This window comes from Mycolicibacter heraklionensis, assembly GCF_001021505.1.
GTDB classification, from domain to species: domain Bacteria; phylum Actinomycetota; class Actinomycetes; order Mycobacteriales; family Mycobacteriaceae; genus Mycobacterium; species Mycobacterium heraklionense.
Genome location: NZ_LDPO01000006.1, coordinates 100,300 through 122,961, shown reverse-complemented (window position 1 = coordinate 122,961; position 22,662 = coordinate 100,300). Strand labels below are relative to the sequence as shown.

The window sequence follows — 22,662 nt, the reverse complement described above, 5'->3', positions numbered from 1 at the left end:
AATGGACGCCATGGCCAGCCATTCTAGACACCTTTGGTGAAAACGTTGGTGAAAAACCATTCCGAAGGTGTACCGTAGGCCTGTGACCTGCTTCGATAATAGTGGAGCTAAGGGGACTCGAACCCCTGACCCCCACACTGCCAGTGTGGTGCGCTACCAGCTGCGCCATAGCCCCGCGTTGTCGTGCTCATCGAAGCTACACCACAGCCGCACCAAGGTTCAAAACAGCTACTTCGTCGGCCTGTGTTCAGGCCGGATGCTGGGTCTGATGCAGCCCGTAGGGCACCGCGTCGAGCAGCGTCACCGTCACGTTGGCCCCGCTGGGCACCTGGTAAGTGCGCTCCTCCCCTGGCCGGGCTCCGGTGATCGCCATGCCCAACGGCGACTGCGGCGAGTACACCTCCAACCCGCTCTGGTCGTCGTCGCGCACCCCGAGCAGGAAGGTCTCGGTGTCTCCATCGCTGTAGCGGACGGTGAGCACCATGCCGGGCTCGGCGACCCCGTCGTCGGGCGGGTCCTGTCCGACCACCGCGACCGCCAACAGGTCGTGGATCTGATGGATCCGGGCCTGGCGAGCTTGTTGGTCACTGATGTCTTCGCCACCCGAAACAGGCTGCGGTGCAGATAATTCCGCTAACTCAGCCAGCAGCCGATCCTTAGTCTGCTGGGTCATCCAGACACCGTGCGTATCAGTCATCGACAGTTCTCCTTTGCAACAGCATTTGATTCGAAACTCACCGACCCGAGCGGGTCAGCGCAAGGGGTCGAGGTCGCGCAGCACGGCGGATTGTTTGCCGGTGGTGATCTGCTCGGCCAGCAATCGGCCCGTCACCGGTCCGTGCGTCATGCCCCACATTCCGTGCCCGCCGGCGACGTAGACGGTGCGCGGGCACACCTCCCCCACCAGGGGCCGCCCATCGGGGCTGACGGGGCGTGGACCCACCCACACGTCGGTGCGCTCGTCCCAGCGCACACCGTCGAGCAACGGTCGGGCGGCGGCGACGATGGCTTCGACGCGGGCCGGGACAATCGGGGCGTCGGGATCGCCGAACTCCATGGTGCCGGCGATCCGAAGCCGGGCGTTCAACGGCGTGCAGGCCACCCGGGCATCCGGCAGGTAGATCGGCCCGGTGACCGGCCCGTCGACCGGTACCGAGAAGGAGTAGCCGCGCCCGGCCCGCACCGGCACCCGAATCCAGCGCGCCGCCAGCCGGGACAGCCAGGCGCCGCTGGCGATCACCGCCGCATCCGCCGTCAAGGTGGTGCCGTCGCGGCTGGTCACAGCCACACCGTCACCGTTCGGCGCCACGTCGGCGACGTCGAGAATGTGCAGGACGCCGCCGCGCTGCACCACCGCACGACCCAGCGCGGTCACGAACCGCCCCGGGTCCAGGAAGCGCTGGCCGTCGATCTGCACCCCGGCGGCCACCGCCGAGGACGCCAGAGGCACCCGCTCGGCCAGCGCCGCACCGGTCAGTTCGGTGCCGAACACCGGCTGCCCGGCCTCGGAGAACCGGCGCAGCTCGTCGAGCAAGCGCTCGGCGTCGGCCGAGGTGCGAAAGATCGCGGTGATCGGGGCATCGGTGATCGGGGCGTCCACCCCATTGGCGAGCAGAACGTCGTATGCCTCAATGCATTCCGCGTTCAGAGGCGCATTCGCCCGCACCGCGCGGCGCCAGGCCGCAGGGCGGCTGTTCGCGGCGAAGCGCGCCAAGAACGTCCACAGCGCCGGGCCGGCATTCAGCGGGACCTGCAGCGGCGCGGTCCGGCTCAGCAGGGACCGCAGCCCGAAGCGTAGGTTGGCGGGCTCGTTGAGGGGAATCGCCAGTGCCGGGGAGATCCAGCCGGCATTGCCCCACGAGGAGCCGGCCGCCACGCCGACCCGGTCGACCACGGTGACTTCGACACCGCGCTCCTGCAAAAACCAGGCGGTGGACAACCCGACGATGCCGGCGCCCACCACGATCACCGACCGTGGCGCACCTTCGATCCGGTTGGCCGCACCCATTACTCCATGATGCGACGGTGGTCAGATACCCGGTTTAACCGAATCGCACAACAGCGGCGTCAGCGTTTGTTGACTTCCGACATGTCACCGGCCGCGAGCTCGATCATCGCCGCGAATCGGGTACGCGGATCCTCCAGCCCCAGTGGCGTGACCTCGGCCATCTTGCGCAGCCGGTAGCGGACCGTGTTTTCGTGCACGCCCAGCTGCTCGGCGGCCCGTGCGAGATCGCCCTGGGCATCGAGCCAAGCCCGCAGCGTGGCCACATAGGGCGTGTTGTGGGCAGCATCGTGGCAACGCAGCTCTGCGACCGGCCCGCGGGTGGGCACCCGTCCGGCTCGTGCCGCGGTGTGCAACCGGCGCAGCACGACCTCGTCCCAGGACTCGTCGTAGGCCGGCGGTACACCCTCCAGCGGGCCGGCTTCGTGCAGCGCGAGGCATTCCTCGGCCTCGCGGCGCGCCGCCGCCAACTCGGTGGCCGTGGCAACCGCACTGATTCCGGCCAGCACGCTGGCATGCGGGGGCAGGGCGGCAGCCAGGCCACGCACCCACTGTCGGGCCGCCGCGGCGTCCTCGGCGGGCAGCAGGGTGTAGACGGTGTTGGGGGCCAGCGCACTGCGGCCCGGACGCGACCAGCCGAATCCGGTGGTGACGGCCTCAAAAGCCAGCAGCAGCCCGGCGTGCGGTTGCGTGGCGATCCGGGTGTGCACGGCAATCACCCGCAGCGGGGCTTGCGGCAGCCCCAGCCTGGCGATCAGGGCAATGGCATCGTCAGGCTCGGTTTGCTCATCCAAAAGCCTGGTCACCCAATCGGATTCGACCTGGCGCTCCAAGTCAGCGCTAGCCCGTGACCGCAGCACGTGCAGTGCCACGGTGCGGGCACCGTCGGCCAGTGCGGTCAGCCGTGCACCCCTCAACGGGGCCGGGCAGGCCACCCATACCGCACCCAGCAGCTCCCGGCCGGCGCGTACCGCCACCACCATCCGCCCGGTCAAGCCGTACTCGGGATCGGCAGCGACGAACAACGGCTCGTCGTGCAGATCCAGATGCGCTACGACGCCGCGCTCTTCGAACAACTCCCGAAGTGCCTCGGACTCCTGCCGGTTCAGGATCGTCGCCGAACGCGCCGGGTCCGCGTGTCGCTGGCCACGCGAGTAGGCCAGGACCCGGCCCAGCTGGTCTTCGATGGTGACCGCACCGGCCACCGCTTCGGCGAGGCTGTCGGCGACGGCGAAAAGATCCGTTGGCCCGCGGCCCGATTCGGTCTCCCGGCCTTCGAGCACCAGCCCGTAGACCACCGCGGCCAGCTCGCTCCAGGACACCGCCGCGTCCACCACCAACACGGCCAGCGACTCGCCCTCGCCGGCGAAGGAGGTCTTGTCCTCGACGTCACGCACCAGCACGGCGACGGCCTTGGCGGCCACCGCCCAGCGCACCGCCTCTTTTACCGAGCGGGCGCCGACCGCCAACAGGACGTCGCCGACAACGGCCCGCTCACCGGTCACCTCGTGCATCACGACACTGCTCAGCCGCGTCGTCCTCGGAATGGAACAGAACCTCAGCCGAACCCCGTAGCTGCCCACCACGTTGACCAGCCGGTCCAGCGTCACCATCAACCGAGCCTAGCCACGTCGGGTCGGCGATCCCGCCGATCGGGTTGCTCGCCCTGGTCTCCGGTGCCCACAGCCAGGTGAGCGCCGCCATCAGCAACACCCCACCGCTGATGGCAAAACCCCACTCGAAGGACATCCGCTCGGCGATCTGGCCGACCGCAAGCGACCCCACGATCGACCCGAAGTCAGCCATCATCTGATAGGTCGCCACCGCGGTGCCCGCGCGGGCCTGGTTGCCGACCAGGTCGGAGATGACGGCCTGCTGCGGAGACCCGTAGATCCCCGACGCCACCCCGGTCAGATACGCCACCACCAGGAACACCACCAGCGATGCGCTCGCGCCCAGCAAGACCGTCGTGAGACCCGACGCCGCCAGCCCGGCGATGAGCAACCCCTTGCGGCCGATCCGGTCCGACAACTGACCGCTGGGCAGCACCGCGCAGACATTGCCGATCCCGACCATCGCCAGCGTCAAGCCGGCGAAGGAGGGCCCGCGGCCCAGGACTTCGGTGACGAACAACGGCACCAGCGCGACCCGCAAACCGAACACCGACCAGCCGGTGGCGAAGTTCGACAACAGCGCCGAGCGGTAGGCGCGATTCCCCAGCGCTGCCCGCACCGACACGGTGGGCCCCGTCGACTCGGCCACTTCGGCCAGATGCGAGTGGCGCAGGCTGACGAAGACACCGGTGGCCGTCACGATCAGCACCGAACCGTAGAACAAGAACGGCGCGCTGAGGCCGAAACCCGCTGTCAGACTGCCTAATACCGGCCCTCCCACGGTGCCCAGCAGAAACGCCGTGGCAAACAGCCCGGCGACCCGGCCGCGAGCGTCCTCCGGACTGATTCGGATCATCAGGCCGACCGCGGCGATAAAGAACATCGTCGACCCGACGCCGCCGAGGGCACGGAAGAACAGCAGCTGCCCGTAGCTCTGCACGAAGGCGCAGGCCGTGGTGGACACCGAGACGACCAACAGGCCGGCCACATAGACCCAGCGCTCCCCCAGCCGTTGAACCAGCAGACCGCTGACCGGCGCGAAGAGCAATCGCGTCAGCGCGAACGCGGTGATGAGGAACGTCGTCGCGGAGATGCTCACCCCGAAATGACGCGCGTAGACCGGCAGGACCGGCGACACCAACCCGTAGCCGAGCGCGATCAGAACGTTCGCGACGAGCAGTACCCAGATCTCCCGCTGCAGCCGCGGTCGAGCGGCCGGGGAGTCGGAGGTCACCCGATAACTTTAGACAGCCTCGGTAATCTCTGACTCGGGAGGCTTGAGCCGGCCAAGCGCTGCTGCCGGCCACCGCGCCGTCGCCGCGCGAGGCAACGCTGGGCGCCGCGGGGTTCAACCTCTCCGGCGCGGCCATCGTGGTCGGTGTCGTCGCCGACCACGTCGCGATGTTCTACGCGGGTTCTGCGCTGCTGTTCGCGGTGCTGGCCGGGCTGCTCTACCGGGTTCGGCGCAGCACACGCCGGGGCTGGGCCCTGCTCGCCTACCGGTTGTTCCTGGCAGCGTTGGTGGTGAGCATTCCGATCGGGATGGCGATCACCACCGCGGGCCGCGGCTAGTCACTGCCGGGCCAGCAGCTTGGCCAATACCGCCGCCTGACTTCCGTCGACGTCCCGGCTCGCCGTCACCAAGGTGACGGTCTTCTTGCCGCGGGCCAGCGCGCGCAGGCCGGCGAACCCCGCGGCTCCCTTCGCTGTCTGCAGTTCGTCTTCGTAGCGGGTGACGAACTCATCGAAACGCTCGGGCTGATGGTTGTACCAACGGCGGAGTTCGCTCGATGGCGCTGCGTCTTTGTACCAGTGCCCCACCCGGGGGTCGTCCTTTCGGAAGCCCCGCGGCCACACCCGATCGACGAGGATCCGTTCACCGTCCTCCGCACGAGGTTCGTCGTAGACCCGGGCGACCCGGAACGTGGTTTTGGGACTCATACCCCAGGCTAGCGCCGGCCCGCGGCGCATGTCAGCCACCTGTCCCAGCGCCGGCGACGCCTTCGAAGTTAGCTTAGGCAATGCTACCTTGTTGTTATTTATCAGTTCCTCTCGTAGAAATTGGTGTCTGGCGTGAACGGTGTTTGGATCGCATCTCCTCCGGAGGTGCATTCCGCGCTGTTGAGCAGCGGGCCCGGTCCCGCTGCCCTGCTGGCTGCCGCCGGCGCCTGGTCAGCGCTGAGCGCCGAATACGCTGCCGCGGCCACCGAACTGATCACCGTGCTGGGCGCCGTCGGGGCAGCGGCCTGGCACGGTCCCAGCGCAGACAGCTACACCGCGGCGCACGCTCCCTATCTGCAGTGGCTGACACGCGCCAGCATCGACAGCGCCCGCGCCGGAGCCCAACACGAAGTCGTCGCGGCCGCCTACAGCACCGCGTTGGCCACCATGCCCACCCTGGCGGAGCTGGCGCTCAACCACACCGTCCACGGCGTGCTGACAGCCACGAATTTCTTTGGCATCAACACCATCCCGATCGCACTCAATGAGGCCGACTACGCCCGCATGTGGGTGCAGGCCGCCACCGTCATGGCGACCTACGATGCGATGTCCGGCGCCGCCCTGGCGTCGCTACCCGGCACGGACCGCGCGCCGCCGATACTGACCGCCGACACCGGAACCGGTGGAGACGACGACGAGCCGACGGACCCGATCGAGGAAGTCAACCGGTGGTTCTGGTTCATCTTCTGGAACATCGTGTTCTGGTCGACCTTCCTGTTCATCGTGACGATTCCGGTTCGGATACCGATCGTGCTGCCGCTGCTGATCAACGCCATCAACGACTTCATCGCATCGATGCAGGTGCCACCCGAGCCGATCATCGAGCAGCAGCCCGAGCCACAGCCCGCCCCCGCGGTGCACCCGATCGTGACCCGACCGGCCCAGGAGCCAGTCGCCGTTGCCGTCGGTGTCGGGAGCGGCATCGCCGGTTCTGCGGGAACTTCCGCAGGCCCGGCCGGTGCGACGACCACCGGGCCGGCAGTACCGGTGAGCGGCGCCGAATCGTTGGCCTACCTGGTGACCGGCGGCCACGCCGAAGGCTTCGGCCCCACTCTGACCGACCGCGACCGGTCCAAGGCGCCGGCCGCCGGCGCCTCCGCGGCGGTGTCGACTCGCGCGCCGGCGGCTCGCGCGCCGCTGCGGGCCCGGCGACGGCGTCGCATGCAGATGGAGGAATACGCCAACGCCACCATGACGGTGGGTGGCGACGACAGCGACTCACTCGACGACGCAGGGGCACCCGCCTGCTCGGAATCCGGCGCGGGATCACTGGGGTTCACCGGGACCGCGCAGCGAAGCGACGCGGCAGCAACAGGACTGGCCCGGTTGCGCGGCAACGCATTCGGCACCGGCCCGGCGGTACCGCTACTGCCCGAGACCTGGGACCACGAGCCCGACGAGCGGTAGCCGTTCCTAACCGTTGCGCGGCCGCAGCCCGAACCGGCGCCGCCCCCGCGCCGCGAACGCCCGCATGACCGCCAGTGTCATCGCCATCCGGCGCTTCGACGACGGGTACCACAGCAGTTCGGACTTCTGGGTGGGTAGCCGCGGCGTCGTAATTGCCTGCTGCCGGCAGTATTTGATGATTCCGGATGCTCCGCCGGCCCGATAGCCGATGCCGGACTCCTTCCAGCCGCCCATCGGAAGCCCCGGACAGAACACATTGACCAAGGCGTCGTTGACATTCACCGCGCCCACTTCCAGCCGACGGGCCAGCCGCTCGCCGCGGCGCTTATCGGCTGTCCACACCGTGGCCGACAATCCGTACGGCGAGTCGTTGGCCAGCCGGATGGCCTCGTTCTCGTCGGCGACCTTGATCACCGGCAGCGTCGGCCCGAACGTCTCTTCGGTCATGCACGTCATGGACGAGTCGACGTCGGCGATCACGGTCGGGGCGAAGTAGGTCCCCACACCGGTCGGTTTGCCGCCAGTGACCACCCGGGCGCCGGCGGCGGTCGCCTCGTCGACATGGCGCGCCACGATGTCACGTTGCGCTTCGGTCGCCATGGCACCGGTGTCGCCGTCCTGGCCCTGCTGCACCTCACCCACCCGGGCCGCCAGCTTCGCGACGAATTCGTCGTAGACCGGCGCTTCGACGTACACGCGCTCCACCGACACACAGACCTGGCCGGAGTTGAACAGTCCGCCCCAGGCAATGCCGTTGGCGGCGCGGTCTAGGTCGGCGTCGGCCAACACGATCGCCGGGTCCTTTCCGCCGAGTTCCAGACCGTAGGGAATCAGCCGCTGCGCGCAGGCCACCGCGACCTTGCGCCCGGTGGCCGTCGACCCGGTGAACTGCAGGAAGTCGGCGTGTTCGATCACCGCCTGACCGGTCTCGCCATAACCGGTGGTCAGGCCGAGCACTGGCGGGGCACCGATCTCAGCCCAGCCGCGCACAAACTCGACGGCCGACAGCGGCGTCACTTCCGAGGGCTTGAGCAGCACGGCCGCGCCGGCGGCCAAGGCCGGCGGCACGTCGAGGCCGGGCATCGCGAACGGGAAGTTCCACGGCGTGATGACCCCGACCAGCGGGTAGGGACGATAGGCGGTGGTGAAGCGCTTCACGCGATAAATCGGGCTGTGCGCCTTGGGATGACGGTCGGCGAGAAACTCCTTGGCGTGAGTGGCCCAGTAGGCGATGGCGTCTGCGGTGGCGACGGCCTCCAGGCTGGCGTCGACGTGCGATTTGCCGGTCTCGGAGATCAACACCTCGGTGATGCGGTCGGCGTTGTCCAGGATCCAGCCCTGCCACTCCAACATCCAGCGCTTGCGGCCCGTCGGCCCGAGCGCCTCCCATTCCGGTTGGGCTGCAACGAGTTGGGCTGCCTTGGCAGCCACCGTTTCAGGCTCATCGATCGGCACGGTGCCCGACACCGCCCCGGTGGCGGGGTTGTGCACGGTGATCGTCGACTCGGCCCTGGATTGCACTGCGGTCATGTTGCGCTCCCGATCTAGACCCTGCGGAAAGGCTGTGACCTCGCCGTATGTGATCGTCAGTTGCTGGCTGGGAATTTGTCAAGGTCAAACATCGCGGGCCCTTTGCCCGAGGCACCCGGAGTACAGGGAAATCCCGGTATCCGATCCGTGCAAAGTCGCCTACTGTCCGAGATGACCAGATGCTCACGCAGGGATTGGAGGGGCCGATGACGGATTGGGTGCCGACGGGTTCTCGCCGATGGGTGGGGCGTTTGGCCGTCACCGCTGCCAAAGCGGTCTCGGCCGGGGCTGCCGCGGGCGTCGTCCTCGCCTGTGTACCGCTGGCCTCCGCCGACCCGGAGCCCTCAACCCAGCAGGAGCCGGCCGAGAACCAGCAGGAAGAACAGGACGAACAGCAGCAAAAGGGGTTCTCGCCTCCGCGGCCCGATACCCCCAACAACAACCCCTCCAACAACAACCCGCCGAACAATCCCACCAACAACGACGCCTCCAAAAAGGGCGACCTGGCGGACAAGAACTGCTGGATGTACAGCACCGGCCCCGAATGGTTCGCGCCGGGCGCCATGCCCAGGCCTGGGCTTCCCGGGGAGAAGGTTTGGCCGTGTTACTACGTGGCGGGGCTGACCCCGCACTAGAGACGTCGAAGCCCGAACCGGCTGCGCCACCATATTGGTCTTCGGCTATCCGGTGGGGCCGTGTACCTCGAAGGCGGTTGTGTCGGGCTTGGCCAAGAGCTCGGTATAGCGCTCGGGCCTCCAGGGGAACAGCTCGGGCAGACCGTCCCTGCCCAGATACCAGCTGCGACAACCCGTCACCCACGTGGTCTGGGGCATCGCCGCTTTCATGTCTTCGTTGTGTTCCTTGGTGGCGACTTCGGTGGGCGCGACGGAGATCACTTGACCGTCGCGCATCTGTCCGATCCACCACATGATGAAGTCGGCCTGATGTTCGGCGATCGGGACCAACGAATCGCTACCGATCGGCGAGTGTGGACCCATCATCATGAAGAAATTCGGGAAGCCCGGCACCCCGATCGACCGGTAGGCACGCGGGCCGTCGGCCCACACTTCTTCGAGACTGACTCCGCCCGCGCCGACGATCTGCAGCGGGTGGACGTACGCGTGGGCGTCGAAACCGGTGGCGAACACCAGCACGTCAAGTTCGTGCAGAATGTCCCCGGAAGTGACCACGCCTTGCGGCTCGATGCGGACGATGTCATCGGTGACGACGTCAACGCCGGATCGCTGGACGGATCGGTAGTACTGACCGGCGAATATCTGCCGCTTGCACATCGGTTGGTCCACTGGAGTGAGCTTGGCCCGCAGTCCGGGATCCCGAACCGATAGACGCAGATTCCATCGGCATACCGCGTCAACCATCCGCCGCTGCCAACCCGGCTGCACGGTGGCCCGGCCCAGGACGGTTCTGAAGATCCAGCCCCAGAAGGTGTGGCCGAGCTGGTTGAACGCCGGCCATCGGCCCATCAGTGCCTTGGTCGGCCGGCTGTATCGGAAATTGGGCCACGGAAAGATCCACTGCGCCGAACGTTGAAACACCGTCAGCGATTTCACGCTGCCTCCGAGCGCCGAGACGATCTGCACACCCGTGGATCCGGTGCCGATCAATCCGATTCGCTTGTCCTGCAGCGGCGTCAAATGATCCCACTGCGACGAATGAAACATCTTGCCCGCGAATGAATCCCGCCCCGGAATATCAGGCAGGCGCGGCACTCGCAAGATGCCGGTGGCGGAGATCAGCACATCGAACGGCTCTACCTCGCCGTCAGAAGTTCGTATCCACCACCGGCCGTCTCGGTATCGCGCTTCGGTCGCCTCGGTGTTGAAACGAATGCGCGCGCCAAGTGAGTGTTCCTCGGCGCAGGTCCGCAGGTATTGGTGAATCTCCGGACCCGGCGATTGAAACTTTGACCATTGATGGTTCGGCCGAAACGAGTAGCTGTAGTAGCGCGACGGCACATCGCAGTGCAATCCGGGATAGGTGTTGTCCCGCCAGGTGCCCCCGACATCGCCGGCTTGCTCGAAAACCGTGTACGACTCGATGCCGGCGGCCTGGAGTTTGATGGCCATGCAGAGCCCGGACATGCCGGCGCCAATGACCGCCACCGTGGGCTTCATGCGACGACGGTACGCCGCCACACGCCGGTCGTTACCCGAAATCAGGTTGAGTGAACAAAGGCCACGCCGACATCTCCCGCCAACGAGACGTTGACGTGATGTCGACGGGGCCTCTGCTGAGCAATTTATCCGCTCTGAACTGCCATTTTGTTGTGGAGCTGCCGGGAATCGAACCCGGGTCCTACGGCATTCCCTCAAGACTTCTCCGTGCGCAGTTCGCTATGCCTCTACTTGGATCTCCCGGTCACGCGAACAAGCCGAGATGACGATCCCAGTCGCTGTTGGTGTCCCGATAAATCCCGCGACCGGACGTATCGGTGGATCCCTCTAGTCGATGCCAGGGTCCGGGCCGAGGGAGGTCCCGGTCTGACAGGCCCGCTATCGCTTAGGCAGCGAGAGCGAAGTCGCTCTGAAGAGCGACCTTAGCCGGAGTAAGTGCAACCTTGGCGCTTACTTGGTTACAGCGACGCTTACGGTGGTCTCCTGCCTGCACCGGCACGCTTCCCTTGATTCGACACACGCAGTCGAAACCTTTCAGCCCCCTGTCTTGGGTAGTTCTCCGCCGACCGTCGGCGGACACTTCATGGTACGCGGTTCCAACGACAGACCGGCGCCCGTTCATTCCCTCGGCACCGCACCGTCACCGCGCGGTGATCATCGCCACCGCCACGATGGCCAGCACCATGCCCACCACCTGCCCGCGGTGCACCCGTTCGCGCAATACCACAATGGCCAGCACCACCGTCACCGCCGGGAACAGCGAGATCAGCACGCTGGCCAACGACAGGTCCGACCCCCGCAGCGCCAGCAGCATCGCGACGTTGGCCGCGGAGTCAGACAGCCCCGCCACCAGCGCCAGTTTCAACGGCCGGCCGGTGGGCACGCGCAATTCACGCGCCCCGGTCGCCGCGGTGAACACCAGCACCGCGGCCGCCACCCGCGCGAACGCCAACGGCCACAGGCCGGAGTCATCCGGCGCCTCGTGGATGAACACGAAGTCCAAGCCGAACGCCACCCCGGCGCCGACCGTCAGCCAGGCCACCTTGCGGGTGAACTGGTGCGGCCGGATGTCCTCGTCGGTGGCCTGCCTGCTCACCAGGGCCACCGCCAGCAGCGCCAGCACGATCCCGCCGTCGGCCACCAGCCCGGGCCGCTCCCCCTGGATCAAGCCGATCACGACCGGCACCCCGGCCGTCAGCACCGCCGAGATCGGCGACACCACCGAGATCGGACCCGCCCCCAGCGCGGCATAGAACCACCAGCCGCCCAAGCCCAGCGCGACACCGGAGGCCAGACCCCAGCCGATCGCCCCCGCCGGAATCGGTCCGCCCACCCCGATGGCGAACGCGCCCAGCAACACCAGCGCCACCGGGTAGGAGACCAGTACCACCCGCAGTGCGGGTACGCGGCGCGCGGCGAGGCCACCGGCGAAATCGCTGACTCCGAAACCGGCCGCTGACAACAGCGCCAGGACGGCGCCGGTCACATGCCCTTGGCGCGCCGGCCCAGCGCCCGAGTGACTTCGCGCTGCGCGTCACGCCGGGCGAGGTCCTGCCGCTTGTCGTGAGCCTGCTTGCCGCGCGCCAGCGCCAATTCGACCTTCACCTTGCCTTCGGTGAAGTACACCGACAGCGGCACCAGGGTGAGATTGCCGTCGCGGATCTTGCCGATCAGCATGTCGATCTGGCGTCGATGCAACAGCAGCTTGCGGGTGCGTCGCGGGTCGTGATTGGTCCAGGTGCCGTGGTGGTACTCGGGAATGTGCATGTTGCGCAGCCACACTTCCCCGTCGTCGACGGTGGCGTACGCATCGACCAGTGAGGCCTGCCCGGCTCGCAGGCTCTTCACCTCGGTGCCCACCAGCGACACTCCCGCTTCGTACACGTCGAGAATCGAGTAGTTGTGTCGCGCTTTGCGATTCGACGCGACGATCTGTTTGTCCGGCTTCTTCTTGCTGCCCTTGTCCGCCGATTTCTTGGCCATCGCTACCGCCGCACGTACAGCCGGAGCGTCACGTATGCGGTCGCTCCGGCCATCGCCGCGCCCAGCAACAGCAGGATCGGCGCGATGTAGAGGATGTCGGCGTAGTCGATTCGCGCGATCAGATGCGCTTGATAGAACTGGCTGAGCGCGTTGTCGAGGAACAGTGCTCGCACCACGATCAACCCGATGATCGCGATGATGACACCCACCGTCGCGGCCAGCACCGCCTCCACCAGGAACGGCAGCTGGGTGTACCAGCGACTGGCGCCCACCAGACGCATGATGGAGACCTCGGTGCGCCGGGTATAGGCCGCGACCTGAACCATGTTGGCGATCAACAACACCGCCCCGACCGCCTGCACCAGGGCGACCGCGAACGCGGCACTGCTCAGTCCGTCAAGCACGGCGAACAATCGGTCGATCAGCTTCTTCTGGTTGAGCACGCTGAGCACACCGGGCTGGCTCTGCATCGCGGCGTCGAATTCCTTGCTCTGCTCCGGGTTTTCCAGTTTGACGATGAACGACGCCGGGAACGAGTCCTTGCTCGCGACGTCCTTGAACTCGGGGAACTTGCGGATGGCGTCGGCATACGCGTCGTCGGCGTTGAGGTAGCGCACCGACTTCACGTCATTGCGCGTCTCGATCTGTTCGCGCAGTGCCTTGCACGCCTGACCTTCGCAGTTCGGGTCGTCGGCGGCGATGTCGGGGTTCAGGAAGACCTGCGATTCCACCCGGTCCAGGTAGATGTTGCGGGACTGATCGGCCAGGCGCACCACCAGCAGGCCGCCGCCGAACAGCCCGATCGAAATGGCCGTGGTGAGGATCATCGCCACCGTCATGGTGACGTTGCGGCGCAGGCCGGTCATGACCTCGTTGAACAGGAACCCAAAGCGCACGTCAGCGATCCATTCCGTAGACACCGCGCTGTTCGTCGCGCACCAGCCGGCCCAGCGAAAGCTCGACGACGCGCTGGCGCATCGAGTCGACGATGTGGTGGTCGTGGGTCGCCATCAGCACCGTGGTGCCGGTGCGGTTGATCCGCTCCAGCAGGTCCATGATGTCCTCACTTGTTTCCGGGTCGAGGTTCCCGGTCGGCTCGTCGGCCAGCAGCACCAGGGGGCGGTTGACAAAGGCGCGAGCGATCGCCACCCGCTGCTGTTCACCGCCGGACAGTTCGCCCGGCAGCCGGTTGGCCTTGCCGGATAACCCGACCATCTCCAGCACTTCGGGGACCACCCGGTTGATCATCTCCGGCTTCTTGCCGATGACTTCGAGAGCGAACGCGACGTTTTCGAACACCGTCTTCTGCTGCAACAAGCGGAAGTCCTGGAACACGCAGCCGAGCACCTGGCGCAGGCTGGGGATGTGGCGGCCGGGCAGCTTGTTGACGTGGAACTTCGACACCTGAATATCGCCCGAGGTGGGCGTTTCCTCGGCCAGCAGCAGTCGCATGAACGTCGACTTGCCCGAGCCGGACGGGCCGATCAGGAACACGAACTCGCCCTTGTCGATCTTGACATTGATGTTGTCCAGCGCCGGCCGGGCCGACGATTTGTACTGCTTGGTGACATGGTCGAGCGTGATCATCACGGCACGCAGTTTAGCCGTGTGAGGCGCCCGGGCCCGCCGGGGACGCGGGTGTCGCCGGGCCAGGCACGGGCTGTCGAGCTCCGGGAGGCGCCGACAGGGACGTCGTAGGCGCCGGGGAGTTCGAGGGTCCGGGTTCCTCCGGCGGGGCCGGGGCCGGCGGTGGGCACAGCGGCGGACAGAACGGGAACCCCGGCACCGGTGTCGGCGGTTCGCTGACCGACGGCTCTGTCGGGGCGGGGGGCTCGGTCGTGGTGGGCGTCGGGGTGACGGTCTCGGTGATGGTCACCGGCGGCTGTTGCAACTTGGTACGCGGCACCCAGGTGTAGGCCGGGTCGGGAATGAAGCCCGGCGGCACCACCTGCGGAGCGGGCGGCGGCTTCGGCTCCTCCCGGTAGGTGTCGTAGACCCACCACACCGCGGCGAAGGCGATGATCAGCGCCACCGTGGAGGTGCGGACCCGGCCGCCGAACAGATGCTCCGGCCATTTCCATCGCTTGCCGTCCGACCGGTCCGGCCGCTCCGGGGTGTCGGCGGGCTTTCTGATGCTGAGCTTCACAGCGTCTCCACCGGTTTGACGTCGCCGGCGGTGACAACGCCGGCCGACGCCAGTGCCCGCACCACCTGGATGCGCAGCCGGCGTCCTACCTCGAACTGCTTGCCGGGGAGGGTGCGGGCGACCATCCGCAGGTTGACGACACCGAGTTCGATGCTCTCCACCCCCATGATGGACGGCTGGTCCAGCAGCAGGTCCCGCAGCGGGGCGTCGGCCTCGCGGGCGTTCTCACACACTTGGTGCAAAACCTCGTTGACCCGGGTCAGGTCGGCGCTGGTGGGCACCGGGATGTCGACGACGGCGCGCGCCCAGTCCTTGGACAGGTTCAGGGACCGGACGATGTTGCCGTTCGGGACGTTGTAGACCTCGCCGTTGGGGGTGCGCAGCTTCGTCACCCGCAACGTGACCTCCTCGACGGTCCCGAGCGCCTCCGTCGGCGCACCCGCCATGGACAGCTGCACCAGATCGCCGAAGCCGTACTGCTTTTCGGTGATGATGAAGAACCCGCTCAGCAGGTCCTGCACCAGCTTCTGGGCGCCGAAACCGATCGCACCACCCAGCACCGCCGCCGGCCCCACCAACGAGCCGATCGGAATGTCGAGGATGCTGGTGATCTGGACGGCGACCATCACGCACAGCAGCACCACCGACACCCACGAGATCACCGAGGCGACTGCCTGGCGGTGCTTGGAGGCCTCCGAACGCACCAGCGCGTCACTGGCCTGGAAACCGTGTTCCAGCCTCCGGGTGACGCGGCGCGCCGCCCAGGTGATGAACCGCGAGGCCAGCACCGCCCCGATCAGCAGCAGGACGATCCGCAAACCCTTGGTGATGACCCACTCGCCGATCTCACCGCGCCACAGGGCGTGCCAGCGCTGTCCCGGGGAGAAGGCTAAGACCATGCGCTCAGTCGCCATCCGGGGAGTTGCGCCACCGGATCCCGGCTTCGAGGAATCCGTCGATGTCGCCGTCGAGCACCGCGGCCGGGTTGCCGACTTCGTACTCGGTACGCAGGTCCTTGACCATCTGATACGGGTGCAGCACATAGGAGCGCATCTGGTTGCCCCATGAGCTGCCGCCGTCGCCCTTGAGCGCGTCCATCTCGGCTCGCTCCTCCTGGCGTTTGCGTTCCATCAGCTTCGCCTGCAGCACCCGCATCGCCGAAACCTTGTTCTGCAGCTGTGACTTCTCGTTCTGACAGGTGACGACGATCCCGGTGGGGATGTGGGTGAGCCGCACCGCCGAGTCGGTGGTGTTCACCGACTGTCCGCCCGGTCCGCTGGAGCGGTAGACGTCGACCCGGACGTCGCCCTCGGGGATGTCGATGTGGTCGGTGGTCTCGACCACCGGCAACACCTCGACCTCGGCGAACGACGTCTGTCGGCGCCCCTGGTTGTCGAACGGGCTGATCCGCACCAGCCGGTGGGTGCCCTGTTCCACCGAGAGGGTGCCGTAGGCGAAGGGTGCGTGCACCGCGAACGTGGCGCTCTTGATGCCGGCCTCTTCGGCGTAGGAGGTGTCGAACACCTCGACGCCGTAGTTGTGCTGCTCGGCCCAGCGGATGTACATCCGCATCAGCATCTCGGCCCAGTCCGCGGCGTCCACGCCGCCGGCCCCGGAGCGGATCGTGACCAGTGCCTCGCGCTCGTCGTACTCACCCGAGAGCAGGGTGCGGACTTCCATGGTCTCGATGTCGGTGCGTAGCGAGGCGAGCTCGGCGTCGGCTTCGGCCAGGGCGTCGGCGGCGGCCGAGCCCTCTTCCTCAGCCGCCATCTCGTAGAGCACCGGCAGGTCGTCGAGGCGGCGGCGCAGTTCCTCGATACGGCGCAGCTCGCCCTGAGCGTGCGACAACTCACTGGTCACGCGCTGGGCGCGGGCCTGGTCGTCCCACAGGTTCGGGTCGGACGCCTCGTGCTCGAGTTTGTCGATGCGGCTGCGCAGTCCGTCGACGTCAACCACCCGCTCCACCGTGGTCAAGGTGGCGTCGAGGGCGGCGATGTCGGGCTGGCGGTCTGGTTCCACGTTTATCGAGGTTACCGGCGGCCATTGGCGCGCGACCTCTAGCATCGGGGTTACGCGGGTGCATGAACGACTTCCGAGGAGAAAGAAGGTTCGAGGATGCGGCCCTACCACGTCGCGATCGTCGGCTCCGGTCCCTCTGGCTACTTCGCTGCGGCATCGCTGCTCAAGCTGGCTGCCGGCGGTGAGGTCGACGTGCGCGTCGACATGCTGGAGATGCTGCCGACGCCGTGGGGCCTGGTGCGCTCCGGGGTGGCGCCGGACCACCCGAAGATCAAGTCGATCAGTGCGCAGTTCGAGAAGACCACGGCCGATCCCCGGTTCCGGTTCTACGGCAACGTCACCGTCGGCGAGCACGTGACGCCCGCCGAACTGGCCGAGCGCTACGACGCGGTGATCTACGCGATCGGTGCGCAGTCGAATCGGCACCTGGGCATCCCCGGGGAGGAACTTCCCGGCAGCGTCGCCGCGGTGGACTTCGTCGGCTGGTACAACGCGCATCCGCACTTCGCTGACCACGCACCCGACCTGAGCTGCAAGCGCGCCATCGTGGTCGGCAACGGCAATGTGGCCCTGGATGTGGCTCGCATCCTGGTCAGCCAGCCCGACGAACTGCGCCGCACCGATATCGCCGACCACGCGCTGGATGTGCTCGGCCCCCGCGGGGTCGAAGAGGTGGTGATCATCGGTCGGCGCGGCCCGCTGCAGGCTACGTTCACCAGCCCGGAGCTACGCGAGCTGGGCGATCTCAAGGGACTCGACGATGTCGACGTGGTGATCGACGCCGCCGAGTTCGCCGGTATCACCGACGAGGACATCGAGGCGGCCGCCAAGCATCCCAAGCAGAACGTCAAGGTGCTGCGCACCTACGTCGGGCGCGAACCCCGCCCGGGCCATCGCCGGATCGTGTTCCGGTTCTGCACGTCTCCGATCGAGATTCGCGGCGACGGCCGGGTCGAGGAAATTGTGTTGGGCCGCAACGAGCTGACGACCGACGAGCAGGGCCGGGTCAGCGCGCACGACACCGGTGAACGCGAGGTTCTGCCGGCTCAGCTGGTGGTGCGCTCGGTCGGTTATCGCGGCGTTCCGATGCCGGGCTTGCCGTTCGACGAACGCAGCTGCACCATTCCGCACAGCGACGGACGCATCGAGGGCACCCGCAATCAGTACGTGGTCGGGTGGATCAAGCGCGGGCCCTCCGGGGTGATCGGTTCCAACAAGAGTGACTCCCAAGCCACCGTTGACACGCTCGCCGCGGATCTGGCCGCCACCGAGCTTCCCGACGTCGACGCCGACTACGACGCCCAACTGCACCGATGGCTGCTGTCTCGCCAACCGGAACTGGTCACCGCCGAGCACTGGCAGCTGATCGACGCCCACGAGCGGTCCACCGGTGAGCCGCATGGCCGGCCCCGGGTCAAGCTGACCAACGTCGCCGAGATGCTGCGGATCGGGCACGGGCCGGGCGAAGACAAGCCCTGTCCCGACTGTGATGACGCGGGTCTGACGTCCTACCCAGTGCCGTTGCCGGAGTCGCAGCCACGGTAAACGGGATTCTCAATCCCCCACTGGCCCGGTCAGATTCCAGTTGTCCGGATTGCGCGGTGAGTACCGCACCGGCAGCAGGTCACCCACACTCGGCCATTTGGTGACGTCGACCGCGAACCGCTGGTAGACCTCGTGCTCATCCACCGTCGGTCCATGCAGGACGCCCGTGATGGTGACGTATTGCGCACCGGTTGCCTCGGGCCGGGGACTGACTCCGGTGACCAGCACGGTGCCGTCCTGGGCGTCCCCGCCCGGTCCCGACCGGAGGAATCGCGGCGCCAGGAACACCGCCATGATCGCCAGCAGCAACAGCAGTGCCCCAAACTCCCACATGCGGTCATGGTAGGACTTTCGCCATGGCGCAGATCAACGACAATCTCGAAGACGACCTCACCCTGGCCCTGGCCCTGGCCGACCGGGCGGACGAAATCACCCTGGCGCGGTTCGGTGCGCTGGACCTGCGGGTCGACACCAAGCCCGACCTGACCCCGGTGACCGACGCCGACCAGGCGGTCGAAACCGCACTGCGTGAGGTGCTGGTCGCTGAGCGTGCGCACGACCAGATCCTCGGCGAGGAATTCGGTGGCACCGCCACTTTCACTGGGCGCCAATGGATCATCGACCCGATCGACGGCACCAAGAACTTCGTGCGCGGGGTGCCGGTGTGGGCCACTCTGATCGCGTTGCTGGAGGACGGCGTGCCGATCCTCGGGGTGATCAGCGCTCCGGCGTTGCACCGGCGCTGGTGGGCGACGCGCGGCCAGGGCGCGTTCGGGTCCGTCGCCGGCGCGCCTGCCCGACGGCTGTCGGTGTCCTCGGTGGCCGACGTGGGCTCATCCAGCCTGACGTTCGCGGGGTTGAACTACTGGGGGGCGCGCGGCCTGCGGGAGCAGTTCCTCGCACTGACCGAGGCGGTGTGGCGGGCACGCTCCTACGGCGATTTCTGGGCGTACTGCTTGGTCGCCGAAGGCGCGGTGGACGCAGCCATCGAGCCGGCGGTGTCGGTGTGGGATCTGGCCGCCGTCGACATCCTGGTGCGCGAGGCCGGCGGGGTGTTCACCGACCTGTCCGGCAACCCGGGTCCGCACGGCAACTGCGCCGTGGCCGCCAACCCCGCCCTGCACAAGCAGGTGCTGGCGGCATTGACCCCGGAGTAGTCCGGGCGGCCGGCGGGGCCGGTTGAGGACTTGGTCACACCTTACTTTTGAGTCATCTTACTTCGGAGTAAGGTGGCCTCATCGATACCTTCCCTCGAGTGAGGCTCTGACATGACTGATATCGCCCCCGCCACCAACGGCTCGAAGGTGCGGCTGAACAGCCGTGCCAGCGGCGTCGGGTCGGTTCCACACAAGCGCAGCCCGATCGCGGCCGCGCTGTCGTTGGTCACTCCGCTGGTCAGCCGCGAGTTCCTGGACCGCTACCGGCTGCGCGAGCCGCTCAACTGGGGCCTCAACTACGGCGTGAAGACGGTGTTCTCCGTCGCGGGAGCCTCGACCCGCCAGTTCAAGAAGGTCCAGGGCCTGGGCAAGGCGCCGGCGCGACTGGGCGCCCCCGCTCGCGCCAAGGGCGGCGACTACTTCGACCTGACCCCCGACGACGACCAGCAGATGATCATCGACACGGTCGAGGAGTTCGCGGCCGAGTTGCTGCGCCCGGCGGCCCACGACGCCGACGAGGCCCTCGACTACCCCCGCGAGCTGCTCGGCAAGGCCGCCGAATTGGGCATCACGGCGATCAACATCCCCGAGGACTTCGACGGGATCGCCGCGCACCGTTCGGCGGTCACCAACGTGCTGGTCGCCGAGGCGCTGGGCTACGGCGACATGGGCCTGGCGCTGCCGATCCTGGCCCCCGGCGGGGTGGCTTCGGCGCTGACCCACTGGGGCAGCGCCGACCAGCAGGCCACCTACCTGCCCGAGTTCGCCGGCGAGAAGGTCCCCCAGGCCTGTGTCGCGATCGTCGAGCCGCAGCCGTTGTTCGACCCGACCAACCTCAAGACGACCGCGGTGCGCACGCCCAGCGGCTACCGGCTCGACGGCGTGAAGTCGCTGGTCGTGGCCGCCGCCGACGCCGAACTGTTCATCGTGGCCGCGCAGCTGAACGGCAAGCCGGCGCTGTTCATCGTCGAGTCGTCGACGCCGGGCCTGACGGTGAAGGCCGACCCCAGCATGGGTCTTCGCGCCGCTGCCCTCGGGCAGCTCGAGTTGAACAAGGTGACGGTGCCGTTGAGCGCCCGCCTCGGCGAGGACGCCGCGACCGATTCCGACTACTCGCAGGCCATCGCGCTGTCCCGGCTGGGCTGGGCAGCGCTGGCCGTCGGCACCAGCCATGCGGTGCTCGACCACGTGATGCCCTACATCAAGGAGCGCGAGGCATTCGGTGAGCCGATCGCCAACCGCCAGTCGGTGGCGTTCATGTGCGCCAACATCGCCATCGAGCTCGATGGGCTGCGGCTGCTGACCTGGCGCGGCGCGTCGCGGTGCGAGCAGGGGCTGCCATTCATCCGGGAAGCCGCACTGGCCAAGCGGATCGCGACCGACAAGGGCATGCAGATCGGTCTGGACGGGGTGCAACTGCTCGGCGGCCACGGCTACACCAAGGAGCACCCGGTCGAGCGCTGGTACCGCGATCTGCGGGCGCTCGGCGTCGCCGAGGGCGTCCTGGTCATCTGAGTCATCCAAAGACATCAAGCAAACTCCGCTGCGAACACGAAAGTCTGATCATGGCAATCAATCTGGAACTGCCCCGCAAGCTGCAGGAAGTCATTGAGATGACCCATGCCGGGGCCGCCGAAATGCTGCGCCCCATCTCGCGCAAGTACGACGCGCGTGAGCACGCCTACCCGGTTGAGCTGGACACCCTGGAAACCCTGTTCGACGGGGTCTCCGGCGCCGGCGGCAACGCGATGGCCGGTGCCGAGGCCTTCCGCGACGCCGGCGAGCAGACCGGAAACCGCAACGCGGCCAACATGGCGGCAATGCTGCAGGTGCTCGAGATGAGCTGGGGCGACGTCGCTTTGATGCTGTCGGTGCCCTACCAGGGCCTCGGCAACGCGGCGATCTCCGGCGTGGCCACCGATGAACAGCTCGAACGGCTGGGCAAGGTGTGGGCCGCGATGGCGATCACCGAGCCGAGCTTCGGCTCGGATTCGGCGGCGGTGAGCACCACGGCCACCCTCGACGGCGACGAGTACGTGATCAACGGCGAGAAGATCTTCGTCACCGCCGGATCGCGATGCACCCACATCGTGGTGTGGGCGACGCTGGACAAATCGCTGGGCCGGGCGGCGATCAAGTCGTTCATCGTCCCGCGCGAGCACCCCGGGGTCATCGTCGAGCGCCTGGAGCACAAGCTCGGCATCAAGGCCTCCGACACCGCGGTCATCCGGTTCGACAATGCCCGCATCCCCAAGGACAACCTGCTGGGCAGCCCGGAGATCAACACCGAGAAGAGCTTCTCGGGGGTCATGGAGACCTTCGACAACACCCGGCCGATCGTGGCCGCCATGGCGGTCGGGGTCGCGCGTGCCGCGCTCGAAGAGCTGCGCAAGATGCTCACCGCCGCCGGCATCGAGATCTCCTATGACAAGCCGGCGCACGCCCAGAGCGCGCCGGCCGCGGAATTCCTGCGCATGGAGGCCGACTGGGAGTCGGCGAACCTGCTGGCGCTGCGCTCGGCATGGCAGGCCGACAACAACATCCCGAACTCCAAAGAGGCGTCGATGGGCAAGGCCAAGGCCGGCCGAGTCGCCAGCGACATCACCCTCAAGGCCGTCGAGATGGCCGGCACCCTCGGCTACTCCGAGCAGACCCTGCTGGAGAAGTGGAGCCGCGACTCGAAGATCCTCGACATCTTCGAGGGCACCCAGCAGATCCAGCTGCTGGTGGTGGCCCGCCGACTGCTGGGCCTGTCCTCGTCCGAGCTGAAGTAGCCCGTTTCCTTCTGCGTCTCCTTCTACGTCGAAGGTGCGTGTCTGTACACGACACGCCGTCGTTTGCCGTACAAGTACGCACCCTCGCACAGCCTCGGCAACCCAGATCGCGGTATTCACCTCGGCCGGCACCACCCAAGCGCAGGTGATGCGCCGCGGCCCGCGTCGCTGGTGGGAGCACCTACGGTAAATCGCTGGGTCTGATCACGACCCGGACCAGATCATCCCCTACTGGGGTCCAGCCTTTCGCAGGTTTGGCCCTCTCATGCCGCAGCGAACGTGCGTCCTTGTACGCGACACACCGGGTTTCGCCGTGCAAACACGCCCGCTCGCGGTTGGGGGTTGGT

22 protein-coding genes, 1 tRNA gene and 1 other RNA gene are annotated in these 22,662 nt (G+C 67.4%); 7 read left to right on the top strand and 17 right to left on the bottom strand.

Features of this window, described 5'->3' with window-relative positions; all coding sequences use genetic code 11:
- Window positions 1–102 precede the first annotated feature (102 nt).
- The 5 genes from ABW16_RS09910 to ABW16_RS09890 form a co-directional block, all read right to left on the bottom strand.
- Window positions 103–175 (bottom strand) — tRNA-Ala (locus ABW16_RS09910).
- A gap of 72 nt (window positions 176–247) precedes the next feature.
- Window positions 248–697 (bottom strand): GreA/GreB family elongation factor, encoded by a 450-nt coding sequence (locus tag ABW16_RS09905; RefSeq protein ID WP_047318992.1) that lies wholly within the window; start codon window positions 695–697, stop codon window positions 248–250.
- A 54-nt stretch (window positions 698–751) separates the two neighbouring features.
- Window positions 752–2,008, bottom strand: coding sequence for an NAD(P)/FAD-dependent oxidoreductase (locus ABW16_RS09900; protein WP_047318991.1), 1,257 nt, complete (start codon window positions 2,006–2,008; stop codon window positions 752–754).
- Window positions 2,009–2,067: 59 nt separating this feature from the next.
- Window positions 2,068–3,618 carry a PucR family transcriptional regulator gene (locus ABW16_RS09895; RefSeq protein WP_047318990.1) on the bottom strand — a complete coding sequence of 517 codons (1,551 nt, stop codon included), beginning with the start codon at window positions 3,616–3,618 and terminating at the stop codon, window positions 2,068–2,070.
- Window positions 3,500–4,852 carry an MFS transporter gene (locus ABW16_RS09890; protein WP_167344272.1) on the bottom strand — a complete coding sequence of 451 codons (1,353 nt, stop codon included), beginning with the start codon at window positions 4,850–4,852 and terminating at the stop codon, window positions 3,500–3,502. Before ABW16_RS09890 ends, ABW16_RS09895 begins: the two co-directional genes overlap by 119 nt.
- A 137-nt stretch (window positions 4,853–4,989) precedes the next feature.
- Between ABW16_RS09890 and ABW16_RS09885 the strand changes: the two genes are divergently transcribed.
- Window positions 4,990–5,190 carry a hypothetical protein gene (locus tag ABW16_RS09885; protein ID WP_047318989.1) on the top strand — a complete coding sequence of 67 codons (201 nt, stop codon included), beginning with the start codon at window positions 4,990–4,992 and terminating at the stop codon, window positions 5,188–5,190.
- Here the strand turns inward: ABW16_RS09885 and ABW16_RS09880 are convergent, their stop codons facing one another.
- Window positions 5,191–5,559 (bottom strand): DUF488 domain-containing protein, encoded by a 369-nt coding sequence (locus ABW16_RS09880; protein ID WP_047318988.1) that lies wholly within the window; start codon window positions 5,557–5,559, stop codon window positions 5,191–5,193.
- 132 nt (window positions 5,560–5,691) lie between these two features.
- Here ABW16_RS09880 and ABW16_RS09875 point away from each other — a divergent pair, with 132 nt between their 5' ends.
- Window positions 5,692–7,026, top strand: coding sequence for a PPE family protein (locus tag ABW16_RS09875; RefSeq protein ID WP_052956831.1), 1,335 nt, complete (start codon window positions 5,692–5,694; stop codon window positions 7,024–7,026).
- 6 nt (window positions 7,027–7,032) lie between these two features.
- On the opposite strand, the gene ABW16_RS09870 is transcribed toward ABW16_RS09875, so the two are convergent.
- On the bottom strand, window positions 7,033–8,556 hold the full coding sequence (locus ABW16_RS09870; protein ID WP_047318986.1) for an aldehyde dehydrogenase family protein: 1,524 nt from the start codon (window positions 8,554–8,556) through the stop codon (window positions 7,033–7,035).
- 206 nt (window positions 8,557–8,762) lie between these two features.
- Between ABW16_RS09870 and ABW16_RS09865 the strand changes: the two genes are divergently transcribed.
- A complete protein-coding gene (locus ABW16_RS09865) occupies window positions 8,763–9,191 on the top strand; it encodes a hypothetical protein (protein WP_131721484.1) in 429 nt (142 codons plus the stop codon).
- Window positions 9,192–9,236: 45 nt separating this feature from the next.
- Here ABW16_RS09865 and ABW16_RS09860 read toward each other — a convergent pair whose 3' ends face one another.
- The 9 genes from ABW16_RS09860 to prfB all read right to left on the bottom strand — a co-directional run bounded on the left by ABW16_RS09860 (window position 9,237) and on the right by prfB (window position 16,839).
- Window positions 9,237–10,691 carry a flavin-containing monooxygenase gene (locus ABW16_RS09860; RefSeq protein WP_047318984.1) on the bottom strand — a complete coding sequence of 485 codons (1,455 nt, stop codon included), beginning with the start codon at window positions 10,689–10,691 and terminating at the stop codon, window positions 9,237–9,239.
- Between the two features lie 150 nt (window positions 10,692–10,841).
- Window positions 10,842–11,233: a transfer-messenger RNA gene (ssrA, locus tag ABW16_RS24300) on the bottom strand.
- A gap of 98 nt (window positions 11,234–11,331) precedes the next feature.
- The gene (locus tag ABW16_RS09855; RefSeq protein ID WP_109519545.1) at window positions 11,332–12,177 is read right to left on the bottom strand and encodes a DMT family transporter; all 846 of its coding nucleotides are present in this window, start codon (window positions 12,175–12,177) and stop codon (window positions 11,332–11,334) included.
- Window positions 12,174–12,674, bottom strand: a complete 501-nt coding sequence (gene smpB / locus ABW16_RS09850) for an SsrA-binding protein SmpB (protein ID WP_047318983.1) — start codon at window positions 12,672–12,674, stop codon at window positions 12,174–12,176. Before smpB ends, ABW16_RS09855 begins: the two co-directional genes overlap by 4 nt.
- Window positions 12,675–12,676: 2 nt before the next feature.
- Window positions 12,677–13,570: a permease-like cell division protein FtsX gene (ftsX, locus tag ABW16_RS09845; RefSeq protein ID WP_047318982.1), complete on the bottom strand. Its 894-nt coding sequence runs from the start codon at window positions 13,568–13,570 to the stop codon at window positions 12,677–12,679.
- Window position 13,571: 1 nt separating this feature from the next.
- The gene (gene ftsE / locus ABW16_RS09840; protein ID WP_047318981.1) at window positions 13,572–14,261 is read right to left on the bottom strand and encodes a cell division ATP-binding protein FtsE; all 690 of its coding nucleotides are present in this window, start codon (window positions 14,259–14,261) and stop codon (window positions 13,572–13,574) included.
- 13 nt (window positions 14,262–14,274) lie between these two features.
- Window positions 14,275–14,808, bottom strand: a complete 534-nt coding sequence (locus ABW16_RS09835) for a hypothetical protein (protein WP_047319075.1) — start codon at window positions 14,806–14,808, stop codon at window positions 14,275–14,277.
- Between the two features lie 8 nt (window positions 14,809–14,816).
- On the bottom strand, window positions 14,817–15,734 hold the full coding sequence (locus ABW16_RS09830) for a mechanosensitive ion channel family protein (RefSeq protein WP_047318980.1): 918 nt from the start codon (window positions 15,732–15,734) through the stop codon (window positions 14,817–14,819).
- Window positions 15,724–16,839, bottom strand: a complete 1,116-nt coding sequence (gene prfB / locus ABW16_RS09825) for a peptide chain release factor 2 (RefSeq protein WP_047318979.1) — start codon at window positions 16,837–16,839, stop codon at window positions 15,724–15,726. The genes ABW16_RS09830 and prfB overlap by 11 nt, the downstream gene beginning before the upstream one ends.
- Window positions 16,840–16,935: 96 nt before the next feature.
- On the opposite strand from prfB, the gene ABW16_RS09820 reads away from it, so the two are divergent.
- A complete protein-coding gene (locus ABW16_RS09820) occupies window positions 16,936–18,384 on the top strand; it encodes an FAD-dependent oxidoreductase (protein WP_082134029.1) in 1,449 nt (482 codons plus the stop codon).
- Between the two features lie 9 nt (window positions 18,385–18,393).
- Here ABW16_RS09820 and ABW16_RS09815 read toward each other — a convergent pair whose 3' ends face one another.
- Window positions 18,394–18,717, bottom strand: a complete 324-nt coding sequence (locus tag ABW16_RS09815; RefSeq protein ID WP_047318978.1) for a hypothetical protein — start codon at window positions 18,715–18,717, stop codon at window positions 18,394–18,396.
- A gap of 23 nt (window positions 18,718–18,740) precedes the next feature.
- On the opposite strand from ABW16_RS09815, the gene hisN reads away from it, so the two are divergent.
- The 3 genes from hisN to ABW16_RS09800 all read left to right on the top strand — a co-directional run bounded on the left by hisN (window position 18,741) and on the right by ABW16_RS09800 (window position 22,315).
- Window positions 18,741–19,541 (top strand): histidinol-phosphatase, encoded by an 801-nt coding sequence (gene hisN / locus ABW16_RS09810; protein WP_047318977.1) that lies wholly within the window; start codon window positions 18,741–18,743, stop codon window positions 19,539–19,541.
- Between the two features lie 111 nt (window positions 19,542–19,652).
- Window positions 19,653–21,056, top strand: coding sequence for an acyl-CoA dehydrogenase family protein (locus tag ABW16_RS09805; RefSeq protein WP_047318976.1), 1,404 nt, complete (start codon window positions 19,653–19,655; stop codon window positions 21,054–21,056).
- Window positions 21,057–21,106: 50 nt separating this feature from the next.
- A complete protein-coding gene (locus tag ABW16_RS09800; protein WP_047318975.1) occupies window positions 21,107–22,315 on the top strand; it encodes an acyl-CoA dehydrogenase family protein in 1,209 nt (402 codons plus the stop codon).
- Window positions 22,316–22,662 lie beyond the last annotated feature (347 nt).